The organism is Noviherbaspirillum sp. FW303-A3 (genome assembly GCF_058788695.1).
Genome location: NZ_JBYTAZ010000001.1, coordinates 4,402,874 through 4,415,230 on the forward strand (window position 1 = coordinate 4,402,874; position 12,357 = coordinate 4,415,230).

Genomic DNA, 12,357 nt, shown 5'->3' on the forward strand with positions numbered 1-12,357 from the left:
TCCAATGTTTGTTCAACAAGGGTGAGGATAATTCCTCGCCCTTTTTGTTTGCCTGAAATGAAGACCAACCACTTTCAATGCGGCCGCTTTCGGTTTCCGCTGACGCCGGGCCAGTTCAGGCCCCTGGTCATGGGTATATTGAATGTAACGCCGGATTCGTTTTCCGACGGCGGCCAGTTCCATTCCATCGACCTGGCCTTGTCGCGTGCCGAGCAGATGATTGCCGATGGCGTCGACATCATCGACATTGGGGGCGAGTCGAGTAGGCCGGGTGCGGAACCCTTGCCGCTGGAAGAGGAATTGCGTCGCGTGATGCCTGTCGTCTATGCATTGCGCGATTGCGGGAAGCCGTTGTCCATCGATACTTACAAACCCGAGGTCATGCGCGAAGCGCTGCATGCAGGTGCCGACATGATCAACGACATCAACGGTTTTCGGGCGGAAGGTGCGTTGAGTGCAGTCAACCAGAGCGATTGTGCGTTGTGTATCATGCACATGCAGAAAGATCCGCTCACCATGCAGTTGAGTCCGGAATACCAGGATGTGATGCGCGATGTGACGCTGTTCCTGCATGAGCGCGTGGCGGCGATGGACGAAGCAGGTGTCGACAGCACCAGGATATGCGTGGATCCGGGCTTTGGGTTTGGGAAAACAGTCGAACACAATCTTGCGCTTCTGCGCAACATGGAGAGAATATCGGAAGAGACCGGCGTGCCTGTGCTTGCCGGCGTTTCAAGGAAATCGATGATCGGCGCAATCACCGGCCGGCCGGTAGAACAGCGGCTTGCCGGAAGTCTTGCAGCGGCCTTGGCTGCGGTTGCCCATGGCGCGGCGATCATTCGGGTGCATGACGTCGCAGAAACAGTCGATGCGCTGAAAGTATGGATGGCGGTTGAACAGTCAAAACAGGGATAAAACATGACGCGTAAATATTTCGGTACCGACGGCGTGCGTGGCCGTGTCGGTGTGCTTCCGATTACTCCGGACCTCGTGATGAAGCTTGGCTACGCCGCCGGAAAAGTATTGGCGCAAGCGGAAACAAGCAGCAGCAAGCCTGTTGTATTGATCGGCAAGGACACGCGTATTTCCGGTTACATGCTGGAGGCCGCGCTCGAAGCGGGCTTCGCCGCCGCAGGTGTAGATGTCATGCTCGCCGGTCCGATGCCGACGCCGGCGATTGCCTATCTCACGCGTGCCTTGCGCCTTTCCGCGGGCGTCGTCATTTCTGCGTCCCACAATCCCTACGATGACAACGGCATCAAGTTTTTCTCGGCTTCCGGCAACAAGCTGCCCGATTCCGTCGAGGCCGACATCGAAGCCCTGCTGGAAGGTCCGATGGACTGCGTGTCTTCGGAAAAATTCGGCAAGGCCAAGCGCTTGTTCGATGCCCAGGGACGTTACATCGAATTCTGCAAGAGCACCTTCCCGAACGAGCTGGACCTCAAGGGATTGAAGATCGTGGTGGATTGCGCGCATGGCGCCGCATATCACATCGCCCCTGATGTGTTCCATGAGCTCGGCGCGGAAGTCGTTGCGATCGGTAACCAGCCGAACGGCCTGAACATCAACGACGGCGTTGGTGCAACCGCGCCTGCCGCGTTGTCGGCCGCGGTGAAGGAGCACAAGGCGGATCTCGGTATTGCGCTCGATGGTGATGCCGACCGCCTGCTGATGGTTGATGCAACCGGACGCACCTACAACGGCGACGAATTGCTGTACGTGATGGTGAAGGACCGCATGGCGACCACGCCGGTCTCCGGTGTGGTGGGCACGCTCATGACGAATATGGCGCTCGAAGTCGCGCTCAAGCAGATGGGTATCGGCTTTGCGCGTGCAAAGGTCGGCGACCGCTATGTGCTTGAGGTGCTGCAGGAGCGCGGATGGTTGATTGGCGGCGAAGGATCGGGCCACCTGCTGTTCCTGGACAAGCACACCACCGGCGACGGCATCGTCTCGGCGCTGCAGATCCTGTCCGCATTGAAGCGGAGCGGCCAAACCCTGGCCCAGGCGACTGCCGACCTTGTTCTGTTCCCGCAATCGCTTGTCAACGTCAAGGTCACACCCGGATTCGACTGGCAGAAGAATGGCGCGGTCGTCGCGGAAAAGGAAGTCGTCGAGACCGAGCTGGGCGACAATGGCCGCGTGCTGATTCGCGCATCCGGTACCGAGCCTCTCGTCCGCGTGATGGTCGAGGCGCGCAATGCGGACGATGCAGGACGCATGGCAAGGCGGATTGCCGACAAGCTGGCGGCTTGATTCGCAGGCGTGTGAGGGGGGGCGGGAGCCGGCTGCGCTTCCTCAACTTTTTTCATCTTGGCTGCAATAAATTGACCGGAGTGCCCCGGGCCGGTATGATGCAGTTCTCTCGGGGCGTAGCGCAGCCTGGTAGCGCACCTGATTTGGGATCAGGTGGTCGGACGTTCGAATCGTCTCGCCCCGACCAGAATACGTCAAGTTGCGGATTCTCTGGTGGATTTTCCGAGAACCGCTCCTCATATATCTCCTCCCCACCTTCATTGCATTGCGCTGAATCGGCGCAGTGTGTCGCCAGTCAGCATGGCTCGCATGATAACCCTAGGCATCATGCGTCAGATACTGGCAAAATGTGCTTTTAGGGAATGCCGCGTAGTGTAGTGGCTCCGCTCGTAAATTCCCGTTGTCTTGCCGCGTCGATCGCGCGTGCGGCATGCACGGCCCGCAAATTGTCCGGATACCATCAATCATGCGAATGGGAAAACCCACAGCATCTGTTGTACTTGCGTCGTGTCCGATGCATATGTGCGGGGCCGCCGAATGAAGAAGCTTGAGGAACTGGTTGACCTGATCTCTACGGAGATCGGCCTGGACCTCGGCGACATTGCCAGGCGCAAGGATGCGCTGGAGATTACCGACGATGACGTGGTATGCCTGCGCAAGGTGCACCCCCGGCTGAAGCCGTATCAGAAGCAGCTCGTCGCTTCATTTCACGAATACCTGTTCCAGTTCCCCGAGCTCAAGGCAATGCTTGCCGATCCGCTCAAGGTCGAGCGTCTCAGGCTTGCACAGATCTCCTATTTCGATCGCCTCACTGCAGGCAACTATGACACCGGCTATGTGAAAGACCGCCTCCGTGTCGGCATCGTGCACCAAATGATTGCCCTGGAGCCGAAGTGGTACGTCGGCGCTTATCGCAAGTACCTGTCTGGACTCATCCCCGTTCTTTCCACCCTGTTCGAGGATGACCCGCAAGAGTTCTTCCGCACGTACGACGCGATCCTGAAAGTGATCTGCTTCGACATGGTTCTGGCTCTGGACACGTATTTTCAGGCTGACCGTGCCGAAATCGTGCGTGTCAAGAACTACGCTGAACAGATCATCACCTCGATGCCTTCCGGCCTCATGGTAGTGGATGCCGACCTGAAAATCCGCTCGATCAATCATGCGATGTGCAGCATGTTCAAGGTCAGGCGGGATACGGATGTGATCGGGCAATCGCTGACCTCCGTCGTCTGGAGCCGTCAACTGACGGAACGGCTGAAACAGTCGCTTGTCAACGGCGAGCAGACACGGGATCTGCAGGTGAGCGTGTCGGATGATGGGGGCAAGCGGTACTTCGAGTTCCACCTGTCCACTGCCTTGTTGAGCCAGGAAAACGTTCTGCTCCTGATGGCACAGGAGATCACGGAGCGGGTGCGTTCGCAGGAGGAGCTGCGCCGGTTCCGCATGGCGCTCGACAGTTCGATCGATGCGGTTTACCTGATCGACCGTGAGGAAATGCGCTTTATCGATGCCAACGAAACCGCATTGGAAACGCTTGGTTACAGCCACGCGGAGCTGCTCCGGCTCGGACCGCAGGACCTGAAGCCCGACGAGGGCGAGCTGGAGCGCATCCACCGGCGCTTCGATGAGGTGATTCAGTCAGGAAGCAAGACAGGCATGATCGAGACGGTTCACCAGCGCAAGGATGGCTCGCGCTTGCCCGTGGAAGTCTATTTGCGCGCTGTCCAGTCCGAGGGAAGGCAGTTGCTGGTCGCCGTCGTCCGTGACATTGCCGAGCGGGTGGCAGCGGAGGAGGTGCTTCGCGAAAGCGAGGAGCGCTTCCGCGTGGCGTTCAACCAGGCTGCTGTCGGCCTTGCGCATGTGGCGCCGGACGGGCGCTGGATGATGGTGAACAACAAGCTGTGCGAGATCGTCGGCTATTCGCGCGCGGAATTGCTCGGCATGAGTTTCCAGGACATCACCCATCCCGAGGATCTCGTGTCGGACTGGGCGCTTGCGCGTCGCATGATCGCCGGCGAGCTGGATGAAAAGACGCGCGAGAAGCGTTATCGCCACAAGAACGGCTACTACATCTGGATCAACCTCACCAGTTCCATGGTGCGCGACGAGGACGGCAATCCGAAGTACTACAGCACGGTGGTGGAGGACATCTCGCGGCGCAAGCAGATCGAAGAAGAGTTGCTGCATCTCGCGAACCATGATGCGCTCACCAGTCTTCCGAACCGGTCTTTGCTGCTCGACCGTCTCGGACAGGCGCTGGTGTTCGCCGGGCGGTCCAAGGGGCAGGTAGCGGTCATGCTGATCGATCTCGACCGATTCAAGAATATCAACGACAGCCTGGGTCATGATGTCGGCGACAAGATCATTGTCGAGATCGCGCGCAGGCTTTCTGCGTGCGTCCGTGCCGGCGATACCATTGCGCGCCTGGGCGGCGACGAGTTCGTGCTGATTCGCCCGGATGTCGCGCGCGAGGACGCAGTGGCGACCATGGCCCAGCAAATCCTCGAGGCTCTGGCGCGGCCGATGTCGATCCAGGGGCACGAGTTCTATCCGACGGGAAGCATCGGGGTGAGCATGTATCCCAAGGATGGCCAGGATGGCCAGACCTTGCTCAAGAATGCCGATACGGCGATGTACCGCGCGAAGGATGCCGGGAGAAACAACTTCCAGTTCTATGCGCACGAAATGAATTCAAGGGCGCTTGACCGCCTCAAGCTCGAGACGGGGCTTCGCCGCGCGCTGGAACGCGAGGAGTTCGTCCTGCATTACCAGCCGCAGATGCATATCGCCACAGGGCGCCTGACTGGAGCGGAGGCTCTCCTGCGCTGGGAACCTCCGGGGCAGGCGACGGTTTTCCCCGGCGATTTCATTCCGATTGCGGAGGAAACCGGCCTGATCGTGCCGATCGGGCAGTGGGTGCTCCGCCGTGCCTGCGAGCAGAAACGGCAGTGGCACGATGCCGGCCTGTTCCCGGAACTGCGCATCGCCGTCAATCTGTCTGCACGCCAGTTCAAGCAGCAGGATATCGTCAAGATGGTGTCCCAGACCCTCGATGAGACGCGCTGCCGTCCTGAGTGGCTCGAACTCGAGATTACTGAAAGTGTCGTCATGGAGAGTCCCGAGGCGGCGGCGGAGACCCTGCACAAACTCAGCGCGATGGGCGTGCATCTCTCGATCGATGATTTTGGCACCGGTTATTCGAGCCTCAACTATCTGAAACGCTTCCCCATCGATGCATTGAAGATCGACAAATCCTTCGTTCGCGATATCAGCGTCGATGCGGATGATGCGGCGATTGCCAAGGCCGTGATCGCGCTCGCGCACAGCTTGAAGCTCCTCGTGATCGCCGAAGGCGTGGAAACCGCGGAGCAGCTCGATTTCCTGCGGGCGCAGGATTGTGATGTCATGCAGGGCTATCACTTGGGGCGGCCGATGCCGGTCGAAAAATTCGAACTCTTCATGCGCGAGGGCAAACACTGATTGCGCCGATCATTGAAACCGGTTGTCATTAGATGTAATATCCGCAAGCCTCGTTTTCCGGTGTGGCGGCACCCTTGGTGTGCCGCTTCCTGATTCCGGATGCAATCACGCTGCCCATAGCTCAGTTGGATAGAGCAACGGCCTTCTAAGCCGTAGGTCGCAGGTTCGACTCCTGCTGGGCAGGCCACCGTCATTGCCATTTTTCCCGTCCTGCATCAAGCCTTTGCGAATCCGTGTCATACGGGCTAATACCAAGCGTATAATCTTGCTCAAGAGAAATCTTGGGCCGTAGGCGGCCCATGCGCATCGATGCCTGAAGAACATGTCATAACGTCGGTCAACAAGCATTATCTCGACAAGGTCCTGAGCCTCGCCGAGCAAGCCGACATTACGGCAACTGAAGATATCTTCGACGCCCGGGGCATGAAACTGGTTGCCAAAGGGGCAAGAATTTCGCGCGGGCTCCAGGAGCGGCTCACGATGCGCAAGCTGAGCAAGCCGTTCGAATCCAGCATTGCGGTCGAATCCGGGGTCAATATCGACCTCATCTCCAACGAAGCCCAGCGTATCGCCGACACCGTGGAGCCGGTGCGCTCCATCATGCGTACCGTCAGCGGCGGCGTGTCGCCATTGCAGGTGCTCGCTGGAATTCAGTTCGGCAGCGCCATGAGCACCATGCTCACCATCATCGAGCGCGGCGGAAAAGCGGCGCTGGAACACAGCGTCATGGTCTGCCTGCTGTCGATCTGCCTGGCACGGAAATTCGGCCTGAGCATGACGGACCAGACTGTCGTTGCCCTGGCAGGCCTGCTGCACGATATCGGCGAGCTGTATATCGATTCGGAGTACCTGCATTCCAATCGCCGCTTGTATCCGCATGAGTGGCGTCATGTGGTAGTGCACCCGCGCATCGGCCAGATGCTGATCGCCGGTCTGGAAAACTATCCGGCCAGCGTTGCACAGGCTGTATATGAGCACCACGAGCGTTTCGATGGCAGCGGCTATCCGCGCCAAGTGACGGGCAGCAGTATCAGTGCGCCGGGGCAGGTGATTTCGGTTGCGGAAATGATTTCCGGCATATTCCTGGACAAGGACAAGCCGCTTCAGCGTGCCGACCTCGCATTGAAGATATTGCCGGGCGAGTTTGCACGGGAACTTGGTGCCGTCGTGTCCGTGGCGATGCAGGGGGCACGGGGCGACGGTGTGCGGCAGCCGGACGAAACGGGCGAACCCACCGGCGAGGAGCGCGGGCGGGTGCAGACCTTGTACGATCGCATCGTATCCGTTCGCCAGATGGGCGAGGACCTTATCGCCAGGCCCGAGCTGAAATCGAAAAAGTCGCAGCAACTGTTGCAGGAGGTGGAGAAGCGCACCACCACCATCCAGCGCGCCTTCAGCAGTACGGGACTCGATGTGTGCCTTGATGCGGGGAGCAGTTTCTTCGAAACGCGCAGTGCCCAGATCCTGTTTGAAACCGCGGTTGCGACAAGTGAGATCCAGTGGCGGCTGCGCGATGTGGCGCGGGACCTGTCGCTGCATGCGGCAGCATTGGAAGAGGCAGAGTCATCCGCACTCCAGCCGCTCATCGAACTGCTCGATGGCGAGTGAGCCGTTTTACCGCGCGACGCTCATTTCGCGCTCATACCACCTGCCGCATTCCGCTTCATAAGCTTCGGTGATTCGCTGCGCCTTGCGCTTTGCCTTTTCATTGGCAAGTCCGGTTGTCCTTGCTACGTCTTCCCTGGCGTGCTTCTGGCGGAGCGCATGGGCTGCACATTTCTTGTGCCTTGCGGCGCCTTCGCGTGAAGCTTTTTTCAACGCCCGTTCATCGGCGGCTTCCCGCTTGTAACGTTCGCGTTCCAGTGTCTTCAACTGGCGTTTTTCCTGTGCAGCCTGCCGGCTTGCCGCGGCAGCGTCATCTGGCACGGTCGCGTCGACCTTGAGCTCCTTGCCCCCGTCGCATGGGGTGTCGGTGTAGATGGTCCTGCCGCCCGAATCGCACTTGAAGATAGCCCAGGCCGGAGATGCCAGGCAGAGCATCATGAGAATAACCAGCTTGCCTGCCGCCGCGCGCGTCATACCACTTTGCCCGGGTTCATCAGCCCCAGCGGATCCAGCGCCTGCTTGAGTGCCCGCATCATGTTCAGTTCCACGTCGGACTTGTACTGCCGGATTTCATTGCGCTTCAACGCGCCGAGGCCGTGTTCCGCCGAAATCGATCCGCCGAACCGGTTCACGCTGTCATGCACGACACGGTTGATGGCTTCCTGGTGGGCGATGAAGGCATCGGGCGAGCCCTGTTCGGGAGGTGATACGTTGTAGTGGAGATTGCCGTCGCCCAGATGGCCGAAGGTCACCATGCGGCAACCGGGAAAGTCCTTCTGCAGCAGGACATCGGTTTCGCGGATGAAATCGCCGATACGGGAAATCGGCACCGACACGTCGTGCTTGATGTTCTTGCCTTCCTCGGCCTGCGCCAAGGGGATGTGCTCCCGCAGGTTCCACAATGCTTTCGACTGGGCGATGGAGGAGGCCACGGCAGCATCCTGGATCATGTCCTGTTCGAGGGCATCGGTGATCAGCGCCTCGAGCATCGCATTCGCATGATCTTCGGATTCGCTGTCCGACAATTCCAGCAGCACGTATTGCGGGTAGTTCTGCGGGAAGGGCAGGCGCATCTGTGGAAAGTGTTTCGCGACGAGCTGCAGACAGAAGTCGGACATCAGTTCGAAACCGGTAAGGATGGGGCCGCATTTTTCCTGAGCGAGCGACAGCAGGCGCAACGCATCATCCGGCGATTGCATGGCTGCCAGCGCCGTCAGCTGCGCCTGCGGCTGGGGAAAGAGCTTGAGGACAGCGGCGGTAATGATGCCGAGCGTGCCTTCGGCGCCGATAAACAGGTCGCGCAGGTCGTAGCCAGTGTTGTCCTTGCGTAAGCCGCGCAGGCCGTCCCAGATCTCGCCCTGCGCCGTCACGACTTCGACGCCCAGGCAAAGCTCCCGGGAGTTGCCGTAGCGGAGCACGGCGGTGCCGCCGGCGTTCGACGACAGGTTGCCGCCAATCGTGCAGCTGCCTTCCGCGGCCAGGGACAGCGGAAACAGGCGGCCCGATTCGGCAGCGATATTCTGCACCTGTTCGAGGATGCAGCCGGCTTCGACGGTCATGGTGTTGTTGATGGTGTCGACGGCACGGATGCGGTTGAGGCGCGTCAGCGACATCACGATTGCGGTGCCGCTGTCGTCCGGAACGCTGCCCAGGACAAGGCCGGTATTGCCACCCTGCGGCACGACAGGCACGCGGTAGGCATTGCACAGGCGGACGATTGCCGCCACCTGTTCCGTATTGCCCGGTTTGACGACGGCGAGGGCCTTGCCGGTGAATCGGCGGCGCCAGTCGGTCAGGTAGCCGGCCATGTCGGCAGCATCGGTCAGGACATGGCCGTCGCCGATCGCTGACCGGCACTTTTCGAGGAATTCGTTCATTTGGATGCCTTCTGGATGGCCTGCTGCGCCAGCTTCTTTGCGGCCTTCTTGAATGGGCGCAGGTAGAAGATGGTGCAGGCAAAGAAAATGCAGGTCAGCGCGACTTCGGCCCAGCCGAGCGTCGCCGACAACCCCTGGTCGCTGGTGCCGCGCACGATGCCTTCCGCAAAGTACAGGAGGATCAGCATGGACGACCACTGCATCGTGTAGAGGTCGCGCTTGAGCACGCCGCGCAGCGGCAGCAGGAGCGGGATGACTTTCAGCACAAGCCAGGACCCGCCTGGCCGCAAGGGCGCCAGCGCAAGTTCCCAGGCGACGCAGAGCAGGATGAGCAGGACAAGGCTGGCAGCCGATCCGAAATACATGGCTCTTTGCATCATGCGCTCCTCAGGCGGGTAGCTGTCTCCGCCAGGCGGCGGCCGAGGGCGACGGCGAGCAGCTTTGTGTCGTCTGAAATGGTGTTCGTTCCGTTGCCGCCCGACCAGTGGCTGGCACCGTATGGCGTGCCGCCGCTGGTGGTGGTCATCAGTTCGGGATGGGTGTATGGCAGGCCGAGCAACAGCATGCCATGGTGCAGCAGTGGAATCATCATCGACAGCAGGGTGGTTTCCTGTCCGCCGTGCAGGCTTCCGGTGGAAGTGAAGACGCAGGCGGGCTTGCCGACCAGCGCGCCGGACAACCACTGCGGAGAGGTACCGTCCAGGAAGTATTTCAGGGGCGCCGCCATGTTGCCGAAGCGGGTGGGGGAGCCGAGGGCAAGTCCGGCGCACTCTTCGAGGTCACGCAATTCGACGTAAGGCGCCCCGCTGGCCGGGATATCCGGCTCCGTTGCCTCCGTCACAGTGGATACGACGGGGACCGTGCGCAGGCGGGCCTCGCAGCCGGAAACGCTTTCCACGCCTTGCGCGATCAGTTCGGCAAGTTTGCGTGTTGCACCATTGCGGGAGTAGTACAGGACGAGAATAGGGAGGTCTGACGAAATCATGCTTGGTATTATAGGATGCTTTACTGGACAAAAATTCAATCAGGAAGCAATGCCGCACACGCAGAACACCGGCCGACCGTCCCTGTTCAACCATCGGATATTCAGCAGGTTCCCCATCGACGACATCCGGGGAATGTGGCGCTTCGCCACGCGCCGGCTGAACGAGGAAAGGCTGCCGCAGGTAGCAGGCAGCCTGACGTTCACCACGGTCCTGGCGCTCGTGCCCATGGTGACGGTGGCGCTGGCCATCTTCACGACTTTTCCGATGTTCAATACCTTCCGCGCGTCGCTGGAAGCCTATTTCATCCAGAGCGTGATGCCCAAGGCAATCGCCAATACCATCCTGGGCAACATCAACCAGTTCGCCAGCAAGGCGACGCGGCTTTCAGCGGTCGGTGCGATCGGCCTGATCGTCACCACGATCATCATGATGATGACCATCGACAGGGCGTTCAACCATATCTGGCGGGTCAAGTCGGTGCGGTCCTTCACCCAGCGGCTGGTGGTCTATTGGGCGATCATGACGCTGGGGCCTTTGATGATCGGCGTATCGATCACGTCCACGTCCTACCTGCTGACGGCCACCGGAGATTTCGTGCGGGACGTCCCGCTCTTCAATGCGACGGTCTATACGCTGATATCCGTCCTGCTGACGACGGGCGCATTCACGCTCCTTTACGTTGCGGTGCCGAACCGGATCGTCGACTGGCGCGATGCCGCGGCAGGGGGGCTGCTTGCCGCCGTGGCTTTTGAAATCGCCAAGCGTCTCTTCGTCGTGTTTGTCGCGAAATTCCCCACTTACACGGTGATCTATGGTGCGCTCGCCGCCTTGCCGATCTTCCTGCTGTGGATTTACGTATCGTGGCTGATCGCGTTGATCGGCGCGGTTCTCGCGGCTGCGCTCCCGGTGGTCAAGTACGAACGCTGGTGGCATGTCGGCTCGCCGGGAAGCGCATTCATCGATGCGATGTCCATCCTGGAAGTCCTGCACGATGCGCGTGCCGAGGGCAGCAACGCGGCTGTGGATGCGCGTACGATCCGGTCGAAGACCCGCCTGGGGTTCGATGAGTCCGAAGTGCTGCTGCAGAAGATGCTGGAAGCCGGATGGGTCGGCCGCATCAAGGCGGAGACGCCGAAGCGGTCCCAGTTCGGGAAACGGATCACCGACGGCCTCGATACCTGGGCCCTGATGGTCAATCCGGAAAAACTGAAGGTGGCGGATGTCTACCGTCTCTTCGTATTCAATGCCGTGGGCAATGAAACGCTCGCGAAGAAGGTCGAAGCCGCCGTGGAGCAGGGCCTCGACGAGACCCTGACCACGCATTTCCAGAAGGGGCGGCTGGTCAGCTCTTCATGAAACCGTACAGGTTTTCCAGTACGGCATCCGGCTGTTCCGCCATCAGGTTGTGGCCGCAGTGATCGATTTGCACGACCTTTGCGCCGTTGATCGCCTTGGTCAAGGTTGCGGTCGCTTTCGGCGGCGTCATCATGTCCCGCGAACCTAGCAGGAGCAGGGTGGGGCAGGCGATAGCCTTCGCTGCGGCTTCTCCATTCGCATAGGAATTGCACGCTGAAAAATCGGTATGGAAGACCTTGGCCGGATTGTGCCGCGAGATGTGCTGCATCAGACGCTGGTTGCCGCCCATGACCGAAAATCCGGGGCCGGGGCACGAGGGCTTGTGCGCAATCGACGAGTGCGACCAGATGTTCACCATGTCGATCGCAGTCTGCTCCTCGTTGAGCGAGGCATCGAGAAGCACGTCGGAGACCTTCATCGGATACGCGGTGCCGACGAGCGCAAGCCTGGTGACGCGGTCGGGGGCGCGGAAGGCGGTCTCCAGTGCAATCAGCGAACCCATGCTGTGCCCGGTCAGCACGGCCTTCTGTACGCCGGCCGCATCGAGCAGCGCCAGCAGCCAGTCGGCGATCGCTTCCACGCTCGGCAACGGGCTGCCCTTGCTTCGGCCATGCCCGGGAAGGTCGACAGCCAGCACGCTGAAACCGTGGTGAGCAAAGTAGCGCGTCTGCAGGATCCACACCGAGTGGTCGTGCTGCGCGCCGTGGATGAACACGACGGTCGGCAATTCCGGGTTGAACGCCTTGCCGCCGGTATAGCAGTAGGCTTCCTGTCCTTGTACGTTCAGCAGCATC

General features: G+C 60.3%; 10 protein-coding genes and 2 tRNA genes. 7 read left to right on the forward strand and 5 right to left on the reverse strand.

The window, feature by feature from the left end; all coding sequences use genetic code 11:
* The first annotated feature begins 57 nt into the window (after window positions 1-57).
* From folP to AC3WOY_RS21155, 6 genes are all read left to right on the forward strand, one after another.
* Window positions 58-915, forward strand: coding sequence for a dihydropteroate synthase (gene folP / locus AC3WOY_RS21130; protein WP_492427344.1), 858 nt, complete (start codon window positions 58-60; stop codon window positions 913-915).
* A 3-nt stretch (window positions 916-918) separates the two neighbouring features.
* Entirely contained in the window at window positions 919-2,256 is a 1,338-nt protein-coding gene (gene glmM, locus AC3WOY_RS21135) for a phosphoglucosamine mutase (RefSeq protein WP_492427346.1), read from the forward strand.
* Between the two features lie 110 nt (window positions 2,257-2,366).
* Window positions 2,367-2,443, forward strand: a tRNA-Pro gene (locus AC3WOY_RS21140).
* 350 nt (window positions 2,444-2,793) lie between these two features.
* A complete protein-coding gene (locus AC3WOY_RS21145; RefSeq protein ID WP_492427348.1) occupies window positions 2,794-5,739 on the forward strand; it encodes an EAL domain-containing protein in 2,946 nt (981 codons plus the stop codon).
* A 110-nt stretch (window positions 5,740-5,849) separates the two neighbouring features.
* A tRNA-Arg gene (locus tag AC3WOY_RS21150) sits at window positions 5,850-5,926 on the forward strand.
* A gap of 122 nt (window positions 5,927-6,048) precedes the next feature.
* Window positions 6,049-7,347, forward strand: a complete 1,299-nt coding sequence (locus AC3WOY_RS21155) for an HD-GYP domain-containing protein (protein WP_492427350.1) — start codon at window positions 6,049-6,051, stop codon at window positions 7,345-7,347.
* Window positions 7,348-7,353: 6 nt separating this feature from the next.
* Here AC3WOY_RS21155 and AC3WOY_RS21160 read toward each other — a convergent pair whose 3' ends face one another.
* From AC3WOY_RS21160 to wrbA, 4 genes are read right to left on the reverse strand one after another with little or no spacing between them, the layout of a single operon-like run.
* Window positions 7,354-7,818, reverse strand: coding sequence for a DUF4124 domain-containing protein (locus tag AC3WOY_RS21160; RefSeq protein ID WP_492427352.1), 465 nt, complete (start codon window positions 7,816-7,818; stop codon window positions 7,354-7,356).
* Entirely contained in the window at window positions 7,815-9,221 is a 1,407-nt protein-coding gene (locus AC3WOY_RS21165) for an FAD-binding oxidoreductase (protein ID WP_492427354.1), read from the reverse strand. Before AC3WOY_RS21165 ends, AC3WOY_RS21160 begins: the two co-directional genes overlap by 4 nt.
* A complete protein-coding gene (locus tag AC3WOY_RS21170; protein WP_492427356.1) occupies window positions 9,218-9,601 on the reverse strand; it encodes a DUF2069 domain-containing protein in 384 nt (127 codons plus the stop codon). Before AC3WOY_RS21170 ends, AC3WOY_RS21165 begins: the two co-directional genes overlap by 4 nt.
* Complete coding sequence (gene wrbA, locus AC3WOY_RS21175; protein ID WP_492427358.1) at window positions 9,598-10,206, reverse strand: NAD(P)H:quinone oxidoreductase; 609 nt, start codon at window positions 10,204-10,206, stop codon at window positions 9,598-9,600. Before wrbA ends, AC3WOY_RS21170 begins: the two co-directional genes overlap by 4 nt.
* Before the next feature lie 133 nt (window positions 10,207-10,339).
* Here wrbA and AC3WOY_RS21180 point away from each other — a divergent pair, with 133 nt between their 5' ends.
* A complete protein-coding gene (locus AC3WOY_RS21180; protein ID WP_492429377.1) occupies window positions 10,340-11,563 on the forward strand; it encodes a YihY family inner membrane protein in 1,224 nt (407 codons plus the stop codon).
* Here AC3WOY_RS21180 and AC3WOY_RS21185 read toward each other — a convergent pair.
* A complete protein-coding gene (locus tag AC3WOY_RS21185; RefSeq protein WP_492427360.1) occupies window positions 11,550-12,356 on the reverse strand; it encodes an alpha/beta fold hydrolase in 807 nt (268 codons plus the stop codon). The two genes, AC3WOY_RS21180 and AC3WOY_RS21185, sit on opposite strands and share 14 nt — an antisense overlap.
* Window position 12,357: the final 1 nt, after the last annotated feature.